Raw genomic sequence first — 21,948 nt, 5'->3', positions numbered from 1 at the left:
GCCTGGACCTGGCCACAGGAACTGGCGCACCGCTGCAAAAAAAAGCCGCTGATGCGGCTTTTTTGCGTTTCGGGTCCGGGAGGCAGAGTGCCATCGTGACAGACACAGACCTCTCCCCCATCACGGACAGTAGCGACTAGGTCGCGCGCCTGGGAGCTTGCGCGCATATGCCCCTATGAGGCGGCGTGCTGCGGGTGCCGCTCTCAGCGCACCAGCGCCGCCTGCTTCCAGGCTTGCTGCGCAGCCGCGGCATCGCTGCGCTCTTCGGCCAGTTCGGCCAGCGCGCGCCAGGCATTGCGGCGCAGTTCGGGCTCGTCCTGCAGACCGTGGGTGGCCTGGCTCAGGAACTGCTGCGCCTTGCCCCAGAGCTGGCGCTTCATGCAGGCCATGCCCATCAGGTACTGCATGTCGGCACGGTTGGGGTAGCGCTGGTAGGCCGCCTCGATGCGCTGCAGCCAGTCGCCGTCGATGTCTTCCAGCCCCGGCTCCAGCGCGGCGACGATGGCACTGCGCTGGGTAGACGTCAGGGTTTCTTCTCCCGCGGCCACACGCTCCCACACGGGCAACAGCCAGGCCCGTGCCTGCGCCGCCGTGCCGCCGTTGCTCACCAGCTGGCGCGCCCCCGCCAGAGCCACTTCCGGCCAGGCACGCTCCTCACGGTCCAGACGCATCCAGATGCGCTGCAACTGGTCCAGGTCGAAGGCAGACCTGAGCTGGTCCACAATCAGACGGCCCACCAGCACCCGGCCAGCTTCGGGCGTGAAGGCCTTGTGGCGGGCCAGCGTGCGCGCCGTATCCAGCGCCAGATCGGTGTTGCCCAGCTGGCGTGCCGCCTTCAGGCGATGGCGCAACGCCAGTACGCGGCGTCCGGTGCCCTGCGGCAGGGCGTCGAGCCGCTCCAGCGCCACGGCGGGCTGGCGGTCCTCGATGGCCCAGCGCGTGGCGCGCAACTGGATGCCTTCGCGCGTTTCCACGCCGATATCGGTGCGGGTGTCCTGGGCGGCCTGCAGTGCCTGCGCATAATGCTGGTCGCGCTGGGCACCATCCTGCATGGCCTGGCTGCTTTCGGCCATGATGAAGTGCGTCAGGGCGCGCAGCTGCGTGCTGTAGGGCAGGCGCTGTGCGGCCGGGACGTTGTCGCGCGGATCGGCCTGCTGGCCGTTCAGGCTTTCTTCCTGGCGCAAGGCGCGCTCGCCGGCCTGGCGCGCGCGCGAAAAGCGTCCCGCCAGGTAATGCGACATGGCATCGAGCAGGTGCCCGTGCAGCGCACGTTCCTTCTGCTGGATGCGCCAGCGGCGTGCATCCTTGGGCAGCTGGATCAGACTCGAGATGCCGCGCATCACCGCATGGCCCAGCAGGAACAGGCCCAGCAGCAGCAGGATTGCCATGTTCAGCGAGATGTCGATCGCCCGCGTGGGCGACCAGTAGAGGGTCAGAACCGCCTGGTTGTTGCCCGCCAGCAGAGCCAGCAGGGTTGCCAGGACAAACAGGACCAGCAGCCAGAGTAATGCGCGCATGGTCTCAGTTTCCTGCGACGCTGGCAGCGGCGTTGGCGGCGCTCAGCGCTTCAAGCGTGCCGCGGATCTGCGGCAATTCGGCGGAATGGATGTTGCTGTGCACTTCCTGCAACTGCTTGCGCGCCGACTCGACCAATGGCGAATCGGCCTGGAACTGGCCCTGCAACTGTTGCAGCACCTGCTCCACATCCCCCCGCGCCAGATCGGACTGGCGCGACATCAGCGCCATGCGGGCATTGAGCAGGCGCAGCTTGAGGTTCTCGCGCACCAGAAACCCTTGGTCGGGAGGCAGCAGCGCGGCATCGCGGCTGGCGATGGAGCGCACGCGCACCAGCCCCAGCGCCGTGTCGGACACGCTGCCCCACCATTGCTGCCACCAGGGAGCATCCGCGGGCAGGCGTTTAGCCACGTGCGCCTTGCCGCTTGCCGTGGGCAGCGGCACCATGTCGCTCTGCAGGGGCAGGCTGTCGATCTGGCGCAAGACGTTGTCGATGCGCGTGGCCAACATGGCGACGTCGCTTACGCTGGTCTTGCGCAGTTGCTCAATGTCCTGAGCCATGGCCAACTGCAATGCAACCAGGCGCGGCTGCGTGGCATGCTCCAGGCGTTTTTCGGAGCTCACCAGCGCCGCCAGCAGGGGCTGCACGCTGCCGGTCAGCTGGGTCTGCTGCAGCCCCATCTGCACCACAGAGTCCACATCCACCAGCAGGTTGTCGTCCTTGGCGCGCGACAGGCCCTGCAGCACGCTTTCCACCTGGGCGCGCTGGGCATCGAGCTGCACCACGCGCGCATCCAGCAGCGCCACCTTGGCACTGGCTTCGCGGCTCTGCTCGCTGGCCAGGCGGGCCAGGGTGCCAGTATCGCGCGACTGCAGCCCCACATCGGCCACCTGCTTCGCTACCTGTTTCTGCAGCAGATAGACCTGACGCCAGGCGACGCCCGCAGCCGCCGCGGCCGCCAATGCAAGCAGCAGGGCCAGCACCAGCACCACGCGCGCCAGCGCCGACATGCCCGCCTGACGGGGGGGATTCGGCGCGGCAGGAGCCGCCGGAGTCGCAGTCACGGAAGCCGGGGACGTTGTCTCGGGGGAAGCAGTCATAGCCACGATTGTATCGATTGGCTTACGTCATGCAGTGTAGGACGGGTCTGGAGAACACTTTGATAGCCGGCCGCGGCGGCCTTGCCGGCGATGCGCGGATGGGTAGCCAGAGCGCAGGCACGGCTCCAATCCTGCTGCGGCAGCAGCTTTTGCAGGTTCTGCAGCGCCTGGGAACTGCTCCAGAGCCACAGATGGCGCGCGTCGGCCAGCTGGCGCACCGCCTCGCGTTGCGCGTCGGTCCAGCGCGGAGCCTGTCGCTGATATGCAACAACCGTACGCACCCTGATCCCGGCCTGCACCAGCTGTTCACCCATCCAGTCGCGCCCGGAGCCGTAGTCGGGATGCATGGCATCGGGCTGTGGATCATCGGTGCCACGCACGCGCAGCACGCATTGGCCGGCCGCGCGCGCAGCGGCCAGCTGCGGCTGGATCAGGGGCCAGAGGGTTTCGGAATCGAACTGGGCAGCGTCCTGGGGCGGACTGTCGATCCGCTCCGGGCTCACACCGGCCGCCAGCAGCGCGTGCAAGGTGCCGCGACCGGGGGCCCAGGCACGCACCTGCAGGGCATTCCAGCGTGCGGCCGCATCCGGTACGGCTGCAAAGAAATGCTCGACCGCAGGCACACTCACGAAGAAGGCGGCGGCGGTTTCGGGCAGCTGTTCCCAGGCCACCTGCAGCCGTTCGCGGTAGGCGGGATGCTCCACACCCGCAATCTCGATCAGCGGCAGCACCAGCACCTGTGCGCGCGGGCCCAGATCCTGCTGCAGGGCCTGCGCCCATTCGCTCGCCTGCGGCTCGGGCCGGGTGATGATGACGATGGGCGCCCCGGACATGGCTCTCAGTGCGCCGCAGTCGCCGGTCGTGCGCCCTGCGCGATCAGCTCGCGGGCCACCTGTTCGCCCAGGGCCGTGGCTTCGGCCAGCGTGGCCACCGGGGCACTGGCCGTGGCGCGTACCAGCGACACCGCCCCTGCGGCTTGGTCATCGCCCCAGGCAGCGTCGATCTGCAGCAGATCGCCCTGCAGCGTGGCATAGGCGGCCAGCGGCATGGAGCAGCTGCCGCCCATGGCGCGGCTCACGGCGCGCTCGGCGCTTACGCGCAGCCAGGTCGGCATATGCACCAGCGGCTGCAACGCGGCCACCAGCTCCGGCCGGCCGGAGCGGATCTCGATGCCCAGGGCACCCTGCCCGGCTGCGGGCAGCATCTGCTGCGGCTCCATCACATGGCGGATGCGCTGTTCCAGTTCCAGACGCTTGAGGCCGGCTGCTGCCAGCACGATGCCGTCGTACTGGCCTTCATCCAGCTTGCGCAGGCGCGTGTCGAGGTTGCCGCGCAGCGGCTCGATGCGCAGGTCGGGGCGTGCGGCGCGCAGCAGCACGGTGCGGCGCAGGCTGGAGGTGCCCACCACGCCGCCATGCGGAATCGCGGACAGGCTCTCGTAGCGCGGCGACACGAAGGCATCGCGCGGATCCTCGCGCTCCATCACGCAGACCAGCTCGAAGCCGGCCGGCAAATCCATGGGCACGTCCTTGAGCGAGTGCACGGCGATGTCGGCGCGGCCTTCTTCGAGGGCCACTTCCAGCTCTTTCACGAACAGGCCCTTGCCTCCCACCTTGCTCAGGCTGCGATCCAGAATCTGGTCACCCTGGGTGGTCATGCCCAACAGCGTGACACTGTGCCCCTGCGCCTCCAGCAAGGCCTTGACGTGCTCCGCCTGCCAGAGGGCCAGACGGCTTTCGCGGGTGGCGATGGTGAGTTGCAGGGGGGCTTGGGTGGACTCGATGGACATGACAGACAGCAGCAGGACGGCGCAATGCCGCAGAGGACAGCGCATACAGAGAATGGCGCACATGCTAGCACGGTTGCCCCGCCCCGGGCGCCACCCGCCTCGTCTGCAGCCCCGGCCCGATGCTGCGTGCGGCAAGGGCCTTCGCTACAATCAAGGTTTTATCTGTCGGGGCGCGAATTGACGCTGAAGCAGGCGCGCATCATGCGCGCGCTTTGCTGGCCGCCCGCCGCCTTGCTGCACCATGCTTTCAAGTGCCTTTTGTAGTGCATGGCGCATCCTGTCCCGGCCTTCCATTCCAGCTTCCACCATGTCCAGCTCCCACAACCAACTCGATACCAAGTCCCAGGCCTGGTCCGCCCTGTTCAGCGAACCGATGAGCGAGCTGGTGCAACGCTATACCGCCAGCGTATTCTTCGACAAGCGCCTGTGGCAGGCCGACATGCAGGGCAGCCTGGCGCATGCCGAGATGCTGGCCGCCCAGGGCATCATCCAGGACGAGGACTACGCCGCCATCCAGCGCGGCATGGCGCAGATCCGCAGCGAGATCGAGGCCGGCACCTTCGAATGGAAGCTGGAACTGGAAGACGTGCACCTGAATCTGGAAGCGCGCCTGACGCAACTGGTGGGCGACGCCGGCAAGCGCCTGCACACCGGCCGCAGCCGCAATGACCAGGTCGCCACCGACATCCGCCTGTGGCTGCGCGCCGAGATCGACCTGATCAGCGGCCTGCTGCGCGAGGTGCAATCCGCGCTGTTGGCCGTAGCCGAGAAGAACGTGGACGTGATCCTGCCCGGCTTCACCCACCTGCAGGTGGCGCAGCCGGTGAGCTTTGCGCATCACCTGCTGGCCTATGTGGAAATGTTTGCCCGTGACGAAGAGCGTCTGGCCGATGTGCGCAAGCGCGTGAACCGCCTGCCGCTGGGCAGCGCCGCGCTGGCCGGTACCACCTACCCGCTCGATCGCGAGCGCGTGGCGCAGACGCTGGGCATGGAAGGCGTCTGCCATAACAGTCTGGATGCCGTGAGCGACCGCGACTTCGCCATCGAATTCACCGCAGCGGCCTCGCTCATCATGGTGCACGTCTCGCGCCTGAGCGAGGAGCTGATCCTGTGGATGAGCCAGAACTTCGGCTTCATCCGCATTGCCGACCGCTTCACCACCGGCTCGTCCATCATGCCGCAGAAGAAGAACCCGGACGTGCCGGAACTGGCGCGTGGCAAGACCGGCCGCGTGGTCGGCCACCTGATGGGCCTGATCACCCTGATGAAGGGCCAGCCGCTGGCCTACAACAAGGACAACCAGGAAGACAAGGAGCCGCTGTTCGACACGGTCGATACCGTGCGCGACACCCTGCGCATCTTTGCCGAGATGATCGGCGGGCAGACCAATGCCCAGACCGGCGCCAAGGAAGGCGGCATCACCGTCAATGCCGCCGCCATGCGCGCGGCTGCGAGCAAGGGCTATGCCACCGCCACCGACCTGGCCGACTATCTGGTGAAGAAGGGCCTGCCCTTCCGCGACGCGCACGAAGTGGTGGCCCATGCCGTCAAGACGGCGCAGGACCAGGGCGTGGATCTGGCCGAACTGCCGCTGGAAACGCTGCAGGGTTTCAATCGCGACGTGGAGCAGGATGTGTTCGACAGTGCCCTGACGCTGGAAGCCTCGCTCAACGCCCGCAACACGCTGGGCGGTACCGCTCCGGCCCAGGTGCAGGCGCAAATCACCCGCCACCAGGCGCGTCTGCAGGCGGATCAGGCATGACGCAGACCGAAATCCTGCTGGGCCTGGTGCTGGCGCTGACGGTGTCGGCCGTCTGGCAGATGCTGCAAGGCATCCGGGGGCTGAAACAGCGCCCGCCGGAATACGCGCGCGCCATTGGCCGCCGCATGATACTGACCACTGTCGTCATGATTGCCATACCGCTGCTGATCATGCTCGGCCGCGATCAATGGGGGAACATGACCAGCCTGTATGCCGTCCTGGCCGGCCTGGTCACCGTGAATGTCATCTGGGTGCGGCGCATCCGCTGAACCGGGATGCGCGGCTTGAGGGGCGAGCCAGCGGCTCTGGGTGCCTGCTGCTGCCCGCCGCCATGGCTCCGCTCCCGGTTGCAGTCTGCCTGCGCTTTACAGTAGCCAGTTGCGCTGCGCCCCAAGTACGGCATTGGGATACTTTGCCTGCCCGCGCGAACCGTTGTAGCGGCCCAGCGCGTAGAAGAGGTTGCCGTTCTCGCGCTGCAGGTAGTAGCGCAGGATGACGCAGCCGAAGCGCAGGTTGGTCTGCTGGTGAAACAGCTTGCTGGCGTCGCCATCGCCGATCACGCGCGCCCAGAAGGGCATCACCTGCATCAGTCCGCGTGCTCCGACGGCCGAGATGGCGAACTTGCGGAAGTTGCTTTCGACCTGGATCAGGCCCAGCACCAGCGACACCTCCAGCCCGGCGCGGGCGGATTCGTACCAGACCGTCTGCAGGAACTCGTGGCGGGTGAAATCGTCGATCATGCGCGCGCCCAGCCGACGCTTCATGGCGGCGAGCCAGGCCTGATACTCCATCTCGGACTTGCGATCGCCGAAAACCGGCGCGGGCGGCGCCGAGGCCTGCACGGCGGCGCTCAGTGCGGTGCGCACCGAGTCGGCGAGATGCTCCTCCTTTTGCGCTCCTGCCAGGGCGGCAAGCGGCAGGCCGCCGCCTGCCAGCGCCAGGCCCCCAAGGCTCCAGCGCGTGGCCTGCTTCAGCCATTGGCGGCGCCGTGCATTCATCGGAAACAACCTGTTCAGCGCCCCAGTTTCTCCAGCAGCCCTGCGTCAATCCCCGCCAGCGGCAGCTTCTGCGCTTCGGCATCGCGACGGAACTGGTACTCGCACTCGCCCGCCTGGATACCGCGGTCGGACAGCACCACGCGGTGCGGCACGCCGATCAGCTCCCAGTCGGCAAACATCACGCCCGGGCGCTCGCCGCGGTCATCCAGAATCACGTCGACACCGGCGGCCAGCAGGCTGTCGTACAGCCTGGTCGCCTCGGCCTTCACGGCTTCGCTGCGGTCCATGCCGATGGGGCAGATCACCACGGTGAACGGCGCAATCGACTCTGGCCAGATCATGCCGCGCTCATCGTGGTTCTGTTCGATGGCGGCGGCCGGCAGGCGCGTCACGCCGATGCCGTAGCAGCCCATCTCGAAGTGCTGCGTCTTGCCATTCACGTCGAGGAAGGTGGCGTTCATGGCTTTGCTGTACTTGGTGCCCAGATAGAACACATGGCCGATCTCGATGCCGCGCTCGATCGCCAGCCTGCCCTTGCCGCAGGGCGACAGATCGCCTTCGACAATGTTGCGGATGTCGGCCACCACGGCCGGTTCGGGCAGGTCGCGCCCCCAGTTCACGCCGGTGATGTGGGCATCCACCTCGTTGGCGCCGCAGATCCAGTCGGCCATCACGGCCACGTCGCGGTCCACCACCAGGTTCACCGGCTTGCGCGTGTTGATCGGACCCAGATAGCCCGGCTTGGTGCCGAAATGCTCCACGATCTCGTCTTCGGTGGCGAAGCGGAAGCCCTGGTTCAGGCCCGGCACCTTGCCGACCTTGACTTCGTTCATGTCATGGTCGCCACGCACCAGCAGCAGCCAGATCTGGCTGCCCTTCACGTTGCCATCGTCGTCCAGTTCGTCGGTTGCCAGCACCAGCGACTTCACGGTGGTCTGCAGCGGCACACCCAGCAGCTCGGCCACATCGGCGCAGGTGCTCTTGCCCGGCGTGGGCGTGACCTGCATCGCCTGGCTCGCCGCGGGACGCGCCTGGGTGGGTGCCAGGGCTTCGGCCTTCTCGATGTTGGCCGCGTAATCGCTCTCGGGGCAGTAGACGATCGCGTCCTCGCCGGTCGCGGCGATGACCTGGAATTCCTCGCTCAGGTCGCCGCCGATGGCACCGCTGTCGGCCGCCACGGCACGGTAGTTCAGGCCGAAGCGGTCGAAGATGCGGCGGTAGGCCTGCGCCATGTTCTGGTAGCTGGCCTTGGCACCCTCGGCATCCTTGTCGAAGCTGTAGGCGTCCTTCATGATGAACTCGCGGCCGCGCATCAGGCCGAAACGCGGACGGCGTTCGTCGCGGAACTTGGTCTGGATCTGGTACAGGTTCTTGGGCAACTGCTTGTAGCTGCGGAAATCCTGGCGCGCGATGTCGGTCACCACCTCCTCGCTGGTGGGCTGGATCACGAAGTCGTTGTCGTGACGGTCCTTGAAGCGCAGCAGCTCGTCGCCCATCTTGTCGAAACGGCCGGTTTCGCGCCACAGCTCGCCCGGCTGCACCACCGGCATGGTGCACTCGATGGCGCCGGCGCGGTTCATTTCCTCGCGCACGATGGCCTCCACCTTGCGGATCACGCGCAGGCCCATGGGCATGTAGGTATAGACGCCTGCACCCAGCTTCTTGATGAAGCCGGCGCGCATCATGAGCTTGTGGCTGACGACTTCGGCATCAGCAGGAGCATCGCGGAGGGTGGAGATGAGGAACTGGGAAGCTTTCATGGAATTGCAATGGTTCTGACAACACAGTGCCACGCCGCAATGCTGAAGCTGCGGGCGGGGCTATAGGTGTTATTCTCGTTGATAACGGCGGGCAGCCGTGCATAATGAGTCCAATTAAAGAATTGGAGTTGATCATGCTCGACCGGGAAGGGTTCCGTCCCAACGTCGGCATCATCTTGCTCAACCGTAAGAATCAGGTGTTCTGGGGGAAGCGCATCCGCACCCACAGCTGGCAGTTCCCCCAAGGCGGCATAGATCGCGGGGAATCGCCCGAACAGGCCATGTTCCGCGAGCTGCGGGAAGAAGTCGGACTCTTCCCGCACCACGTGCGCATTGTTGCCCGCACCCGAGACTGGTTGCGCTATGAAGTGCCCGACCGCTATATCCGCCGCGAAGCGCGCGGCCACTACAAGGGCCAGAAGCAGATCTGGTACCTGCTGCAACTGATGGCAGGCGACTGGGAGCTCGACCTGCGCGCCACCGACCACCCCGAATTCGACGCCTGGCGCTGGAATGACTACTGGGTGCCGCTGGACGTGGTGGTGGAGTTCAAGCGCGGCGTCTACGAGATGGCGCTGACCGAGCTGGCGCGCTTTCTGCCGCGCAACGACCAGCGCAACCGCTACCTGCGCTCCAGCTACAAGCAGCGCGACCGTCAGGCGCAGCGTCCGGACGGCCGGCTGCAAGCTCCGCAGGATGCAACGCCAGGTTTCGATCTGCCGCCGGATGCCAGTTTCGATCCGCAACCACCCTGCGTGCCGGCCGCCGGCACGCCTTCGCGAAAGAATCCCTCATGATCCGCCTGTTCCGCCCCGTTTCTGTCCTGCTGCTGGGCCTGTCCGCCGCTCTTGCGGGTGGCAGCGCGCTGGCCCAGTATGCCGGCGAAGAGGAAGTCGGCCCCTGGAAAGAGGCGCCCGTGCCGCCGGCACCCGCGCTGAGTACGCGCAATCTGGTGACGGTAGAGCAACCGGGTTATTCGACGCTCAAGGTGGGCGTCGACCTGGACAGCGTGGAACTGGCGCCGGATGGCGTGGTGCGCTACGTGATGCTGCTGCAAAGCAGCGAGGGGGCCCGCTCGGCCTACTATCAGGGCATTCGCTGCCGCACCTATGAAGTCAAGACCTATGCACGCTACGACTTCGGCGCCACGCCACCCGGCTGGCAGGAAGTGAAGACGGAATGGTCGGACCTGCATGACGCCCGCTCGCGCCACGCCAAGAATCTGGCGCGCAACGGCATCTGCGAAAGCTACGCCCCGCCGATCTCCACCAAGGAGGCCCGCCGCATGATCAAACGCGGCAAGGCGGCGTGGATGGACCCGGCCGGCATGTAAACGAACCGCCGGGCCGCGGCTCAGCGGCTCAGCGGCTCAGCGGCTCAGCGGCTCAGCGGCTCAGCGGCTCAGCGGCTCAGCGGCTCAGCACCATATTGTCGCGGTGCACCATTTCCGGTTCGGCGGTGTAGCCGAGCAGCGCCTCGAACTGGCTGGACGGCTTGCGACACAGCTGGCGCGCCTCGTAGCTGGAATAGTTGGCCAGACCCCGCGCGATTTCCACGCCTTCGGGATTGCGCACCGCAATCACCTCGCCGCGACGGAACTCGCCCTGCACCTCGGTCATGCCGATGGGCAGCAGGCTCTTGCCACCCTGCTGCAGCATGGCAGCGGCGCCGGCATCCACCATCACCGAACCATGCAGCTTGAGGTGGTCCTTCATCCACTGCTTGCGCGCCTGCAGCTTCTGCGTCGGCGCCACCAGCACGGTGCCCACCACTTCGCCCTGCACCAGGCGCAGCAGCGCATCGGGTTCGCGCCCCCAGGCAATCACGGTACTGGCGCCCGAACCGGCCGCACGCTTGGCCGCGAGGATCTTGGTCAGCATGCCGCCAGTGCCGACGGAACTGCCGGCACCGCCTGCCATGGCTTCCAGCGCGGGGTCGCCGGCCTGCCCCACCGCCACCAGCGTGGCATCCGGATGCTTGCGCGGATCAGCGCTGAACAGGCCCTTCTGGTCGGTCAGGATCACCAGCAGGTCGGCCTCCACCAGGTTGGCCACCAAAGCGCCCAGCGTGTCGTTGTCACCGAACTTGATCTCGTCGTTGACCACCGTGTCATTCTCGTTGATCACCGGCAGCACACCCAGTTCGAGCAGCGTGACCAGCGTGGAGCGGCCATTGAGATAGCGCTCACGGTCGGCCAGGTCGGCATGCGTGAGCAGCACCTGCGCGGAGGCCAGGCCATTCTCGCGCAGCTTGGTTTCGTACATCTGCGCCAGGCCCATCTGGCCGACTGCTGCCGCCGCCTGCAGTTCGTTCAGCTCGCGCGGGCGCGTGTGCCAGCCCAGCCGCTTCATGCCTTCTGCCACCGCGCCGCTGGATACCATGATCACTTCGCGGCCGTCGGCGCGCAGCGCGGCCAGTTGCCGGCACCACTCGCCGATGGCCTGCTCGTCCAGGCCGCGTCCTTCGTTGGTGACCAGGCTGGACCCCACCTTGACCACAATGCGGCGGGCGTGCTGCAGCATCGCTGCGGGATGGCTCAGGGTCTGGTCAGTGGGCATGGGAAAAAGGACGGCAATGGGAACAGGAGCGACCGCCGGCGCGGCCACATGGGCATTATTTTGCCTCGGGCTTGCGGCGGGGACGGCGTGCGGCCGGTCGCTTGGCGGGTTTTTGTTCCGCCGCCTCGTCCGGCAGCTCGGCGAAACGCGGATCGAAATCATCCGGCAACTCGACAAAGCGCGGATCCACCTCGGCCGGCGGCTGCTCGGCCACCTGCGCACGATGGATGTGCTGGTAGATCTCGCGGATCAGCGTTTCGCAACCTTCGCGTGTCAGCGCGGAAATCTCGAACACCGGCCCCTTCCACTTGAAACGCTTGACGAAATCCTTCACGCGCGCCGCGCGCTCGTCTTGCGGCACCATGTCGAGCTTGTTCAGCACCAGCCAGCGCGGCTTGGCATACAGGTCGGCATCGTATTTCTTCAGCTCGGCCACGATGGCCCGGGCCTGCTCCACCGGATCGACGGCTTCGTCGAACGGAGCCATGTCGACCACATGCAGCAGCAGACGCGTGCGCTGCAGATGGCGCAGGAACTGGTGGCCCAGGCCGGCGCCTTCGGCGGCGCCCTCGATCAGGCCCGGCACATCGGCCACGACAAAGCTCTGCTCCGGCCCGACACGCACCACGCCCAGGTTGGGGTGCAGCGTGGTGAAGGGATAGTCGGCAATCTTGGGCCGCGCATTGGACACGGCCGCGATGAAGGTGGACTTGCCCGCGTTGGGCATGCCCAGCAGGCCCACGTCGGCCAGCACCTTCAGTTCGAGCTTGAGACTCTTGCGCTCGCCGGGATAGCCCGGCGTCTTCTGCCGCGGCGCCCGGTTGACGGCGCTCTTGAAGCGCAGGTTGCCGAAACCGCCATCGCCGCCCTTGGCAATCAGCACCGGCTCACCGGGCGTCAGCAGCTCGTACAGCACCTCGCCCGTTTCGGCATCGGTGATGATGGTGCCGACCGGCATCTTCAGCGTGATGTCGTCGCCGGCAGCGCCGAACATGTCCGAGCCCATGCCATGCTGGCCCCGCTTGGCCTCGAAGCGGCGCGCATAGCGGTAGTCGACCAGGGTGTTGAGGTTGACATCGGCAATCGCCCAGACATGGCCGCCACGGCCGCCATCGCCGCCGTCCGGTCCGCCGAATTCCTTGTACTTTTCGTGGCGGAACGAAGCGCAGCCATTGCCGCCGTCGCCCGCAGCGATGTCGATGAACGCTTCGTCTACAAATTTCATGGGGATTGCACTCGCAAGTCAGGGGATGCGCAACACGCATCCAGGCGCAGAACCCTGCACCGTTGAATCATTGATTGTAGGGGATGGGCCGTCGCGGCCCAAGCCAAAACCGGCATGCCGGCCACGGAACATCCGCCCTCCGGCGCCTTCAAGGCCATGGAACCGGCCACCGTGCTGCTTTCTGCCGACGCCAGAAACAGGCAAGCCCCGCACAGGACGGGGCTTGCTGGGGATCAGGCCGTAGCCTGACCCGGAGGGGCATACGCTGCTTATTCGGCAGGCGTGATGTCCACCACGGACTTGTTCAGCGCGCCGCGCTGACCGAAGGACACGTGGCCGTCCACCAGGGCGAACAGGGTGTGGTCCTTGCCCACGCCCACGTTGTTGCCAGCGTGGAAACGGGTACCGCGCTGACGCACGATGATGGAACCAGCGCTGATCAACTGGCCGCCGAATGCCTTCACACCCAGCATCTTGGGCTTGGAATCACGCCCGTTGCGCGTAGAGCCGCCGCCTTTTTTCTGTGCCATGAGTTACTCTCCTTGGTGCATCAAGCGTTGATGGAGGCAATTTCCAGCTCGGTAAACTGCTGGCGATGGCCCTGGCGCTTCTGATAGTGCTTGCGGCGACGCATCTTGAAGATGCGGACCTTGTCGTGTTTGCCATGGGCGACCACTTTGGCCACCACGGTTGCGCCGGAAACCAGGGGAGAACCCACAGTCAGGCTGTCGCCGTTGCCGACGGCCAGAACCTGATCAATGGTGATCTCTTTACCTTCGTCCGCAGCAATCTGTTCTACTTTGATCTTGTCGCCAGCAGCAACGCGATACTGCTTGCCACCGGTTTTTATGACTGCGTACATTGTGTAAACCTCAATACATTGAAATCTTGCCGGACGGATTTCCAGCAAGCCAATGATTCTACTATGAATTGTCTAGCGGAGCAAGCTCCGTTGGCTCGATGGCACAAACCCCGCGGCAGTCAAGCTCCTGCGGCGGGCCGGGACCGGCCCGGGCAACTGCGCAACAGTACCCGCAAAGTATTGCCCGACCCGCCCCGCTCCCCGGGGACGGGCCCCGCCACTCCCTATAATGAATGCTTACACACCGGGCCGGATATTCCATCCAGGCTTTGGTTCGGCCCTCCGTTTTCCGTGTCCAGGACAACCATCTTGTCTGCTTCCGCTCCCCCGTCTGCCCTCGCCTTGATCGCGCCTGCCATGCAGCAGGTGGACCGTGTCATCCATGACCGCCTGACCACGGGCGTGCCGCTGGTGGCACAAGTGTCGCAATACATCATCTCGGCCGGCGGCAAGCGACTGCGCCCCGCCCTGCTGCTGCTGATGGCCGAGGCGCTCGAATACAAGGGCGACAAGCATTACAGCCTGGCCGCAGTGGTCGAATTCATCCACACGGCCACATTGCTCCACGACGACGTGGTGGACGAGTCCACCCTGCGCCGGGGCCGTCCCACTGCCAACGCCACCTTCGGCAATCCGGCCAGCGTACTGGTGGGTGACTTCCTCTATTCGCGCTCGTTCCAGATGATGGTGGAAACGCAGAGCATGCGCGTGATGGACATCCTGGCCAATGCCACCAACATCATCTCCGAAGGCGAAGTGCTGCAACTCATCAACATGCACGACGCTTCGCTGAGCGAAGAGGACTATCTCCACGTCATCCGCTCCAAGACCGCCAAGCTGTTCGAGGCCAGCACCCGTATCGCTGCCGTACTGGCCGGCTGCGATGCTGCCCAGGAGGAGCGCTGCGCCGAATATGGCCAGGCCCTGGGTACCGCATTCCAGATCATCGACGACGTGCTGGATTACGAAGGCACGGTGGAAGACATGGGCAAGAACCTGGGCGACGACCTGCGCGAAGGCAAGACCACGCTGCCCTTGATCATCGCCATGCGCGAAGGCACGCCGGAGCAGGCCACAGTGATCCGCAATGCGATCGAGCAGGGCTCGGTCGACGCCCTCGAAGCCGTGGTGGCCATCGTGCGCAATACCGGAGCCCTTGACGGCGCCCGCCGCGCCGCTGCGGCCGAGGCACAGCGCGCCATCGCCGCAACCGCCGGCATGCCCGAAAACGCCCATACCCAGGCGCTGCGCCAGCTGGCCGAACAGCTGCAATCCCGCAAGACCTGATGGCAAAAAGGGTTTTGGCGCTCCCTACAATGAACCGGTGAACATGCTGACCCTTTCCCCTTCGCTCAACGCCGATCTGCACTGCCATTCCGTGGTGTCCGACGGCACGCAGACTCCGGAATGGCTGGCAGAGCGCGCACACGCCAATGGCGTGCAGCTGTGGGCTCTGACCGACCATGACGAAGTCGGCGGCATTGACCGCGCTGCTGCTGCAGCGGCGGCCCTTGGCCTGCCCTTCCTGGCCGGTGTGGAAATTTCCGTGACCTGGGCCGACAAGACGGTACATATCGTCGGACTCGGCATCGACCACACCCAGCCTGCCCTGATCGAAGGCCTGCGTCGCACCCGCGGCGGCCGCGAGGAACGTGCGCGTGAGATGGCCCGGCAGCTGGAGCAGGTCGGCATTCCCGGCGCCTTCGAGGGCGCACTCAGGTATGTCGGCAATCCGGACCTGATCTCGCGCTCGCACTTTGCGCGCTATCTGGTCGAGATTGGCGCCTGCGCCGATATCGGCGAGGTGTTCCGCCGCTTCCTGACCGAAGGCAAGCCTGGCTTCGTGCCGCACCGATGGGCCACGCTGGAGCAGGCGGTTGGCTGGATCCGCGATGCCGGCGGCATGGCCATCATTGCCCATCCGGCCCGCTACGGCTTTACGCCGCAACAGGAGCACGCGCTGTTCAGCAGCTTCTGCCAGTTGGGCGGCCAGGGGGTGGAAGTGGTTACCTGCAGCCACACCGCGGAAGAGGTCGAGGTCTACCACCGGATGGCGCTGGATTTCGGCCTGTACGCCTCGCGCGGCAGTGACTTTCACTCGCCCGGCGAAAGCCGGCTCGACCTGGGCCTGCTGCCGCCGCTGCCATCCGGACTCACTCCTGTCTGGGAACACCTGGGGCATCGCGTGCGCATGCCCGATGGCGCCAGCGCCACCCTTTCTTCCACCTGATTCCTTCCCGTTGTGAAGCGGGCCACCCGCTGGCCCGCTGCCGAGCAGTCCATGGCCCAGATTTTCGACATCCACCCCCTCAATCCCCAGCCGCGCATGATCAAGCAGGCCGTCGCGCTGCTGGATGCCGGCGAAGTGCTGGCGGTACCCACCGATTCCAGCTACGCGCTGGTGTGCCACATCGACGACAAGGCGGCCAGCGACCGCCTGCGCCAGATCCGCCAGATGGACGACAAGCATCTGCTGACGCTGATCTGCCGCGACCTGAGCGAACTGTCGAGCTACGCGCGCGTGGACAACCGCCAGTTCCGCATGCTCAAACTCGGCACGCCGGGGCCGTTCACCTTCATTCTCGAAGCCTCCAAGGAAGTGCCGCGCCGCCTGAGCCACCCCTCGCGCAAGACCATCGGCCTGCGCGTGCCGCAGCATGCGGTGCTGCAGGCCCTGCTGGAGCAACACGATGGTCCGCTGCTGAGCACCACGCTGTTCCTGCCAGACAGCGACGAGCCGCTGCATGATGTGTCGGAAGTGGCCGACCTGCTGGACAAGCAGGTGGCCGGCGTGATCGACAGTGGCGCCTGTCCGCACCTGCCCACCACCGTGGTCGACCTGACTCCCATGGGCAAGGGCGATGCGCCGGAGCTGGTGCGCCAGGGCGCCGGCGAAGCTTCGCTGCTCGGACTGTAGTACTCTCTGAACCGCCATCTTTGAAATTTTTTTGATACGAAGGCATCATTTGCGCCCGGAAACAGCAGGGAGCAGGCTCCATACTGTTGCAAACTTTCAACGAAAGCCCACATGGACATCGCCAACATCATCCAGACCATCGCGATCTACGCCATTCCGGTGCTGTTCGCCATCACCGTGCATGAGGCTGCGCATGGCTACGTGGCACGCCACTATGGCGACAACACGGCCTGGATGCTGGGACGCGTCACGCTCAATCCGCTCAAGCACATCGACCCCGTCGGCACCATCCTGATGCCGCTGTTCCTCTATGTGGCCACTTCGGGTGCCTTCCTGTTCGGCTATGCCAAGCCGGTGCCGGTGCGCTTCGACCGGCTGCGCCACCCCAAGCGCGACATGATCTGGGTCGCCCTGGCCGGGCCCGCCTCCAACCTGATCCAGGCGCTGTTCTGGGGCGCCCTGCTCTATGTGCTGCTGGGCCTGGGCCTGCATGAGCCCTTCTTCCTGCAGATGTGCAAGGGCGGCGTGCTGGTGAACATCGTGATGTTCGTATTCAACCTGTTTCCGTTGCCGCCCCTGGACGGTGGCCGGGTGCTGACCGGCCTGCTGCCGCGCGAGGCGGCCAATGCGCTCGCGCGCGTGGAGCCCTACGGCTTCTTCATCGTGATGGCGCTGGTGGTGAGCGGCGTGGTCAGCTCGCTGTGGATGCGCCCCCTGATGAATGCAACCTATGGTTTGCTCGAACTGCTGCTCACACCGCTGAAATTGCTGTTTTCTTAACATAATTTTAAAATTTCAAGCCAAAAGTTGATTCTTTTCACATTTTTGGCAGGGTGTTTGAATAATCATCCAAGCAGATGCCAGCCTTTGTACTCTATGATTTGGCCACGTTAAACATTTACAGGCCATCGCAACCGAATTTGCGGCCATTTCATCTAAACAAACCATGTCTGCTGTATACCTGATTGAAGATCACCCCCTCTACCGAGAAGCCTTTGCCAACCTGCTGCGCCGGCTCAAGCCGGGCGAAGAAGTCGTGGAGCTCGACCGCATTGGCGACCTGCCCCAGGCCGTCAAGTCGCATGGCCAGCCGGCCACCGTTTTCCTCGACCTCACGCTGAGCGATACGCTGGGCCACTCCGGCATCCGCGAAGTCAAGCGCGCCTACCCCGAATCGCAACTGGTCGCCATTTCCGACCAGAGCGGTGAAGAGAACGAGCCGCTGTGCCTGGAAGCCGGGGCCGATGGCTACCTGTCCAAGCAGACGCCCACGCCCGCCCTGTTCTCCGCGCTGCGCTCCCTGATGCTGCCGGAGGCAGAGGGTGAAGAGGCCGAGCTTGCCAACAGCAAGCTGTCGAAGCGCCAGTCGCAGCTGCTGGTGGCACTGGAGCAGGGCTTGAGCAACCGCGACATTGCCGATCGTCTGGGCATCAGCGAACACACGGTGAAAGTGCACCTGTGGCGTCTGTTCCGCCGCCTGGGCGTGAAGAGCCGCACCCAGGCCATCCACACGGCACGCCTGAATGGTCTGATCAAGGGTTGATACCTCACGTGCGCGGGCTGCATGCAGCCCGTGCCACAATCCACAGGCAGCAGATCCCACCCGGGACTGCTGCCTCTTTCTTTGGGCTCGCCATTACAGGAGTTTTCCACCCATGCTGCTGCGCGACCGCATTCTTTCCCTGCTGGTACCGGATACGACCGGGCCTATGCGGTATGCGCTGGACATGCGAACTTTCTGGTTCAGCCACTATCTGTCGACCGGATTGCGTACCAGCAGCGGCATCCTGCTGATTGCGCTGGCGGCGCTGGCGCTGCTGCCGCCCGGCTGGGCCATGGCCGCAGCCTTCGGGGCGGCCGCTCTGGCACTGGTGGATCAGCTCGGTCCCCTGCGCTACAAGCGGCGCGAGCTGGGCGTTTCGCTGCTGCTCAACACCCTGGCAGCCTTGCTGGTAGGCATGCTCACACCATGGCCGCTCCTGCAGGCCGCGAGCATGGTCCTGCTGACCTTTGGCTCGGCCTTTTTGCTGCTGTACGGCAATCGTGCCATGCCGGTGCAGTTTGCCATGCTGCTGGCGATGACGCTGTCGGTGGAGCATATCGGGCAGAAGGCAGACCCGCTGGCCACCTGTGCCAGTTTCTTTCTGGGCGGGCTGTGCTATTTCGTCTATGCGCTGGGTGTGGCCTGGTGGCAACGCCATCGCCTGAAGCAGCAGGTGCTGGCCGAATGCCTGTTCGAGCTGGCGCGCTATTTCGACATCAAGAGCGGCTTCTACGAGCGCAATGCCGACATCGAGCAGCAATTCACCCGGTTGATCCGGCAGCAGGTGGTTCTGGCCGATCGCCAGCAGGCCGCTCGCGACCTGGTGCTGCAGCCGCTGCAGGGGCCGCAGGACGCGCGGCTGATCCAGATCCACCTGGGCATGCTGGACGTGTACGAACAAGTGCTGAGCACGCATACCGACTACCGCGCGCTGCACCAGCATTTCGGGCAGAGCGACATCATGCTGTTCCTGCGCGACCTGATCGCCAAGGCCACGCGCGATGTGGAAGCCGTGGCCTTTGCCGTGACGCGCGGGCTGCCGTCGGAGTCGCCGGTGACCTATGTGGCCGAGCAGCGCGCGATTGCGTTCGAGCTGCACCTGATGGAGCAGGGAGAGTACAGCGTGCCGGTGTCCGACGATGTGTTCCTGCTGCTTCGCTCCACCTACTACAAGATTCTGGACACCATCACCCGCATCGGGCAGATGCATGCCGCCACGCGCAGCTCGCCGGAGCGGTTGCCGGCCATCGACATGGCGCTGTTCGTGTCGCGCCCGCGCATCGACTGGAAGCTGCTGCAGCACAACCTGAACCTGCAATCGCCGATTTTCCGCTATGCGCTGCGCATCAGCCTGGCGATGGTGGCTGCGCTGCTGCTGGTGCAGGCCCTGCCCTACAAGGCGCATGCCTACTGGATCATGCTGACCATCGTGATCATCATGAAACCCAGCTACAGCATGACGCGCGACCGGCGCCGCCAGCGGATGCTGGGAACGGTGCTGGGCTGCATCGTGGCGGCGGTGGTGCTGCAGCTGGTACAGGGTACGCTGCCGTTGTTGCTGGTGCTGTATCTGTCGCTGATGGTGTCATCCACCTTTGTGCAGCTGCGCTATGTGTATACCGCCACGGCCGCCACGCTGACGGTGCTGGTGCTGCTGCACCTCACGACCAGCCAGGGCGGGCCCGGTCTGGTGATGGAGCGGCTGATGGATACCGCGCTCGGGGTGCTGATCGCGACTGTGTTTGCCTATGTGTTCCCCAACTGGGAGCGCCAGGCCCTGCCGGGGCTGCTGCAGCGCCTGTTCGACGGGGCGCGCCGCTATCTGCGCGAGAGCCATGCGCTGCTGCTGGGAGACGTGACGCAGGATGAAGCCTACCGGCTGTCGCGCAAGCAGTTTCTCAACGAGATTGCCGGCGTGAACGCCGCCCTGCTGCGCATGCTCGACGAGCCGCGCGTGCGCCAGCGCGGCATCAGCGAGATCAACCGGCTGCTGGTGCGCACCTACCTGATGACCTCGCATGTGGCGGCGCTGCGCATGCTGCTGCGCCGCCAGCCCTGGCTGCAGCGGCAGGCGGACTATCGGCAGCAGATGCAGGCATCGATGGTGCTGACCCACGCACTGGTGGAGGAGGCGCGCACGATTCTGTGCGTGTCGGAGGAAAGCTGTGCACCGGTGCGGGTGCTGGAGCTGCCCGAAGTGCTGGGCGCCGCCGGCGCTACGGACGGTGTGGCGCCTGTACCGGAAGCCGCGCAGCGTGAGGGGGAGCGCCTGCCCCACCCCACGCACGAGGTGCACAACGTGCTGGAAAACCGCATCCGTGCATTGCGCGAGGATGCGGCGGATCTGGTGGAGCAGAGCCGCCGGGTGAAGGGGGTGCTGGCGCCGGAATAAGCGTCTCGGGGAGCCATCCGGACGCTCCTGGGCCGGTGTCCGTGTCAACGAGGCATTTGCCTTTGCGCAAGCGCCTCGTTCAGACCGGAAGCGCCACCAGATCGTGGCCGTCGGTGTCGACGATACGGGCCTGCGTGAAGGTGCCGACTTTCAGGGTCTTGCTGATCTTCTGCGGCGGCAGCAGCCTGACCAGGCCGTCGATTTCGGGGGCATCGGCGTAGCTGCGGCCGATGGCGCCCTTCTTGCCCTGGTTGGGCGCGCTGTCGACCAGCACCTGCATGGTGCTGCCAATGCGCTGGCGCAGCTTGTTGACGGAGACCTGCTCGGCCACGGCCATGAAACGGGCGCGGCGCTCTTCACGCACCTCGTCCGACAGCGCACCGGGCAGTTCGTTGGCAGTGGCACCCTCGACCGGCGAGTAGGCAAAGCAGCCGGCGCGGTCGATCTGCGCTTCCTGCACGAAGTCGAGCAGGTGCTGGAATTCTTCTTCCGTCTCGCCGGGGAAGCCGGCGATGAAGGTGCTGCGGATCACCAGCTGCGGGCACAGTTCACGCCAGCGCTGCAGGCGCTCCAGGTTGCGCTCGCCGCTGGCAGGACGCTTCATGCGCCTGAGCACATCGGGGTGGCTGTGCTGGAACGGCACGTCCAGGTAGGGCAGCACCAGGCCTTCGGCCATCAGCGGGATGAGTTCATCCACACTGGGATAGGGATAGACGTAGTGCAGGCGCACCCAGGCGCCGTGCTGCTTGGCCAGTTCGCCCAAGGCCTGCACCAGCTCGAAGGTGCGCGTTTTGATCGGCTTGCCGTCCCAGAAGCCGGTGCGGTATTTGACGTCCACGCCGTAGGCAGAGGTGTCCTGGCTGACGACCAGCAGTTCCTTGACGCCGCCTTCGAACAGGGCTTGCGCCTCCTTCAGCACATCGCCGATCGGACGGCTGACCAGATCGCCGCGCATGGACGGGATGATGCAGAAGGTGCAGCGGTGGTTGCAGCCCTCGCTGATTTTCAGGTAGGCATAGTGCCTGGGAGTGAGCTTGAGGCCGGCCACGCCGAAACCGCCGGGCACCAGATCGAGGAAGGGATCGTGGGGCTTGGGGCAGTGAGTGTGCACGGCATCCATCACTTCCTGCGTGGCGTGCGGGCCGGTGACGGCGAGCACGCTGGGATGGATTTCCCTGACCAGGTTGTCGCTCTCATGCCCGGCGCGCGCACCCAGGCAGCCGGTGACGATGACCTTGCCGTTGTCGGCCAGCGCCTCGCCAATGGTGTCCAGGCTTTCCTTGACGGCATCGTCGATGAAGCCGCAGGTGTTGACGATCACCAGATCGGCGCCGGCGAAGGTTTTGGACGTGGTGTAGCCCTCGGCGGAGAGCTGGGTCAGGATCAGTTCGGAATCGGTCAACGCCTTGGGGCAGCCCAGGCTGACGAAGCCGATTTTCGGTGGCTGCTGGGTGGCGGAAGCGGGGGCAATGGCGGCGGTTTCAGTCATGGCCGCTATTGTCGCAGTTTCGACGGGATCGGGGTTT

General features: G+C 65.5%; 21 protein-coding genes. 10 read left to right on the top strand and 11 right to left on the bottom strand.

The genetic code is table 11. The features are described 5' to 3' along the window. Positions 1–203: 203 nt before the first annotated feature. From KKQ75_RS01160 to hemC, 4 genes are read right to left on the bottom strand one after another with little or no spacing between them, the layout of a single operon-like run. The gene (locus tag KKQ75_RS01160) at positions 204–1,517 is read right to left on the bottom strand and encodes a heme biosynthesis HemY N-terminal domain-containing protein (protein WP_213359100.1); all 1,314 of its coding nucleotides are present in this window, start codon (positions 1,515–1,517) and stop codon (positions 204–206) included. A 4-nt stretch (positions 1,518–1,521) separates the two neighbouring features. Beyond that, complete coding sequence (locus tag KKQ75_RS01155; protein WP_213359097.1) at positions 1,522–2,580, bottom strand: uroporphyrinogen-III C-methyltransferase; 1,059 nt, start codon at positions 2,578–2,580, stop codon at positions 1,522–1,524. A 32-nt stretch (positions 2,581–2,612) separates the two neighbouring features. Then, positions 2,613–3,449, bottom strand: coding sequence for a uroporphyrinogen-III synthase (locus tag KKQ75_RS01150; RefSeq protein ID WP_213359094.1), 837 nt, complete (start codon positions 3,447–3,449; stop codon positions 2,613–2,615). A 5-nt stretch (positions 3,450–3,454) separates the two neighbouring features. Then, positions 3,455–4,405 carry a hydroxymethylbilane synthase gene (gene hemC / locus KKQ75_RS01145; protein ID WP_213359086.1) on the bottom strand — a complete coding sequence of 317 codons (951 nt, stop codon included), beginning with the start codon at positions 4,403–4,405 and terminating at the stop codon, positions 3,455–3,457. A gap of 307 nt (positions 4,406–4,712) precedes the next feature. On the opposite strand from hemC, the gene argH reads away from it, so the two are divergent. Together argH and KKQ75_RS01135 are read left to right on the top strand one after the other, a co-directional pair. After that, on the top strand, positions 4,713–6,167 hold the full coding sequence (argH, locus tag KKQ75_RS01140; RefSeq protein ID WP_213359084.1) for an argininosuccinate lyase: 1,455 nt from the start codon (positions 4,713–4,715) through the stop codon (positions 6,165–6,167). Continuing rightward, a complete protein-coding gene (locus KKQ75_RS01135) occupies positions 6,164–6,436 on the top strand; it encodes a hypothetical protein (RefSeq protein ID WP_213359082.1) in 273 nt (90 codons plus the stop codon). The genes argH and KKQ75_RS01135 overlap by 4 nt, the downstream gene beginning before the upstream one ends. 96 nt (positions 6,437–6,532) lie before the next feature. On the opposite strand, the gene KKQ75_RS01130 is transcribed toward KKQ75_RS01135, so the two are convergent. Both KKQ75_RS01130 and KKQ75_RS01125 read right to left on the bottom strand, forming a co-directional pair. Continuing rightward, the gene (locus KKQ75_RS01130) at positions 6,533–7,165 is read right to left on the bottom strand and encodes a lytic transglycosylase domain-containing protein (protein ID WP_213359073.1); all 633 of its coding nucleotides are present in this window, start codon (positions 7,163–7,165) and stop codon (positions 6,533–6,535) included. Between the two features lie 14 nt (positions 7,166–7,179). Beyond that, positions 7,180–8,925, bottom strand: coding sequence for a proline--tRNA ligase (locus KKQ75_RS01125; protein WP_213359071.1), 1,746 nt, complete (start codon positions 8,923–8,925; stop codon positions 7,180–7,182). A 134-nt stretch (positions 8,926–9,059) separates the two neighbouring features. Here KKQ75_RS01125 and KKQ75_RS01120 point away from each other — a divergent pair, with 134 nt between their 5' ends. Next, entirely contained in the window at positions 9,060–9,722 is a 663-nt protein-coding gene (locus KKQ75_RS01120) for an RNA pyrophosphohydrolase (RefSeq protein ID WP_213359069.1), read from the top strand. Further along, positions 9,719–10,258, top strand: a complete 540-nt coding sequence (locus KKQ75_RS01115; RefSeq protein ID WP_213359067.1) for a CNP1-like family protein — start codon at positions 9,719–9,721, stop codon at positions 10,256–10,258. Before KKQ75_RS01120 ends, KKQ75_RS01115 begins: the two co-directional genes overlap by 4 nt. Positions 10,259–10,334: 76 nt before the next feature. On the opposite strand, the gene proB is transcribed toward KKQ75_RS01115, so the two are convergent. The 4 genes from proB to rplU form a co-directional block, all read right to left on the bottom strand. Continuing rightward, the gene (proB, locus tag KKQ75_RS01110; RefSeq protein ID WP_250130959.1) at positions 10,335–11,483 is read right to left on the bottom strand and encodes a glutamate 5-kinase; all 1,149 of its coding nucleotides are present in this window, start codon (positions 11,481–11,483) and stop codon (positions 10,335–10,337) included. A 55-nt stretch (positions 11,484–11,538) separates the two neighbouring features. Next, a complete protein-coding gene (gene cgtA / locus KKQ75_RS01105) occupies positions 11,539–12,708 on the bottom strand; it encodes an Obg family GTPase CgtA (RefSeq protein ID WP_213359064.1) in 1,170 nt (389 codons plus the stop codon). 269 nt (positions 12,709–12,977) lie between these two features. Beyond that, positions 12,978–13,238 (bottom strand): 50S ribosomal protein L27, encoded by a 261-nt coding sequence (gene rpmA, locus KKQ75_RS01100; RefSeq protein WP_091815958.1) that lies wholly within the window; start codon positions 13,236–13,238, stop codon positions 12,978–12,980. Between the two features lie 20 nt (positions 13,239–13,258). Continuing rightward, positions 13,259–13,570 (bottom strand): 50S ribosomal protein L21, encoded by a 312-nt coding sequence (rplU, locus tag KKQ75_RS01095; protein WP_091815956.1) that lies wholly within the window; start codon positions 13,568–13,570, stop codon positions 13,259–13,261. 357 nt (positions 13,571–13,927) lie between these two features. Here rplU and KKQ75_RS01090 point away from each other — a divergent pair, with 357 nt between their 5' ends. The 6 genes from KKQ75_RS01090 to KKQ75_RS01065 all read left to right on the top strand — a co-directional run bounded on the left by KKQ75_RS01090 (position 13,928) and on the right by KKQ75_RS01065 (position 20,422). After that, positions 13,928–14,857, top strand: a complete 930-nt coding sequence (locus tag KKQ75_RS01090) for a polyprenyl synthetase family protein (RefSeq protein ID WP_213362616.1) — start codon at positions 13,928–13,930, stop codon at positions 14,855–14,857. A gap of 43 nt (positions 14,858–14,900) precedes the next feature. Continuing rightward, positions 14,901–15,800, top strand: a complete 900-nt coding sequence (locus tag KKQ75_RS01085) for a 3',5'-nucleoside bisphosphate phosphatase (RefSeq protein ID WP_213359060.1) — start codon at positions 14,901–14,903, stop codon at positions 15,798–15,800. 51 nt (positions 15,801–15,851) lie between these two features. Then, on the top strand, positions 15,852–16,487 hold the full coding sequence (locus KKQ75_RS01080) for an L-threonylcarbamoyladenylate synthase (protein ID WP_213359057.1): 636 nt from the start codon (positions 15,852–15,854) through the stop codon (positions 16,485–16,487). A 111-nt stretch (positions 16,488–16,598) separates the two neighbouring features. Beyond that, positions 16,599–17,267: a site-2 protease family protein gene (locus tag KKQ75_RS01075; protein WP_213359050.1), complete on the top strand. Its 669-nt coding sequence runs from the start codon at positions 16,599–16,601 to the stop codon at positions 17,265–17,267. Between the two features lie 166 nt (positions 17,268–17,433). After that, entirely contained in the window at positions 17,434–18,030 is a 597-nt protein-coding gene (locus KKQ75_RS01070) for a response regulator transcription factor (RefSeq protein WP_213359047.1), read from the top strand. A gap of 112 nt (positions 18,031–18,142) precedes the next feature. Further along, complete coding sequence (locus tag KKQ75_RS01065; protein WP_213359037.1) at positions 18,143–20,422, top strand: FUSC family protein; 2,280 nt, start codon at positions 18,143–18,145, stop codon at positions 20,420–20,422. A gap of 79 nt (positions 20,423–20,501) precedes the next feature. Here KKQ75_RS01065 and rimO read toward each other — a convergent pair whose 3' ends face one another. Next, positions 20,502–21,911, bottom strand: a complete 1,410-nt coding sequence (gene rimO / locus KKQ75_RS01060; protein ID WP_213359028.1) for a 30S ribosomal protein S12 methylthiotransferase RimO — start codon at positions 21,909–21,911, stop codon at positions 20,502–20,504. Between the last annotated feature and the right edge of the window lie 37 nt (positions 21,912–21,948).

This window comes from Brachymonas denitrificans, assembly GCF_907163135.1.
In the GTDB taxonomy this organism is placed as follows: Bacteria; Pseudomonadota; Gammaproteobacteria; order Burkholderiales; family Burkholderiaceae_C; genus Brachymonas; species Brachymonas denitrificans_A.
Note: the sequence above shows the minus strand (reverse complement) of the source record. Positions and strands in the feature narration are given on the sequence as shown.

Coding starts and splice junctions, on each gene's coding strand:
- KKQ75_RS01160 (WP_213359100.1), bottom strand. CDS start 1,517: ATGCGCGCATTACTCTGGCTGCTGGTCCTGTTTGTCCTGGCAACCCTG.
- KKQ75_RS01150 (WP_213359094.1), bottom strand. CDS start 3,449: ATGTCCGGGGCGCCCATCGTCATCATCACCCGGCCCGAGCCGCAGGCG.
- hemC (WP_213359086.1), bottom strand. CDS start 4,405: ATGTCCATCGAGTCCACCCAAGCCCCCCTGCAACTCACCATCGCCACC.
- argH (WP_213359084.1), top strand. CDS start 4,713: ATGTCCAGCTCCCACAACCAACTCGATACCAAGTCCCAGGCCTGGTCC.
- KKQ75_RS01135 (WP_213359082.1), top strand. CDS start 6,164: ATGACGCAGACCGAAATCCTGCTGGGCCTGGTGCTGGCGCTGACGGTG.
- KKQ75_RS01130 (WP_213359073.1), bottom strand. CDS start 7,165: ATGAATGCACGGCGCCGCCAATGGCTGAAGCAGGCCACGCGCTGGAGC.
- KKQ75_RS01125 (WP_213359071.1), bottom strand. CDS start 8,925: ATGAAAGCTTCCCAGTTCCTCATCTCCACCCTCCGCGATGCTCCTGCT.
- KKQ75_RS01120 (WP_213359069.1), top strand. CDS start 9,060: ATGCTCGACCGGGAAGGGTTCCGTCCCAACGTCGGCATCATCTTGCTC.
- KKQ75_RS01115 (WP_213359067.1), top strand. CDS start 9,719: ATGATCCGCCTGTTCCGCCCCGTTTCTGTCCTGCTGCTGGGCCTGTCC.
- proB (WP_250130959.1), bottom strand. CDS start 11,483: ATGCCCACTGACCAGACCCTGAGCCATCCCGCAGCGATGCTGCAGCAC.
- cgtA (WP_213359064.1), bottom strand. CDS start 12,708: ATGAAATTTGTAGACGAAGCGTTCATCGACATCGCTGCGGGCGACGGC.
- rpmA (WP_091815958.1), bottom strand. CDS start 13,238: ATGGCACAGAAAAAAGGCGGCGGCTCTACGCGCAACGGGCGTGATTCC.
- rplU (WP_091815956.1), bottom strand. CDS start 13,570: ATGTACGCAGTCATAAAAACCGGTGGCAAGCAGTATCGCGTTGCTGCT.
- KKQ75_RS01090 (WP_213362616.1), top strand. CDS start 13,928: ATGCAGCAGGTGGACCGTGTCATCCATGACCGCCTGACCACGGGCGTG.
- KKQ75_RS01085 (WP_213359060.1), top strand. CDS start 14,901: ATGCTGACCCTTTCCCCTTCGCTCAACGCCGATCTGCACTGCCATTCC.
- KKQ75_RS01080 (WP_213359057.1), top strand. CDS start 15,852: ATGGCCCAGATTTTCGACATCCACCCCCTCAATCCCCAGCCGCGCATG.
- KKQ75_RS01075 (WP_213359050.1), top strand. CDS start 16,599: ATGGACATCGCCAACATCATCCAGACCATCGCGATCTACGCCATTCCG.
- KKQ75_RS01070 (WP_213359047.1), top strand. CDS start 17,434: ATGTCTGCTGTATACCTGATTGAAGATCACCCCCTCTACCGAGAAGCC.
- KKQ75_RS01065 (WP_213359037.1), top strand. CDS start 18,143: ATGCTGCTGCGCGACCGCATTCTTTCCCTGCTGGTACCGGATACGACC.
- rimO (WP_213359028.1), bottom strand. CDS start 21,911: ATGACTGAAACCGCCGCCATTGCCCCCGCTTCCGCCACCCAGCAGCCA.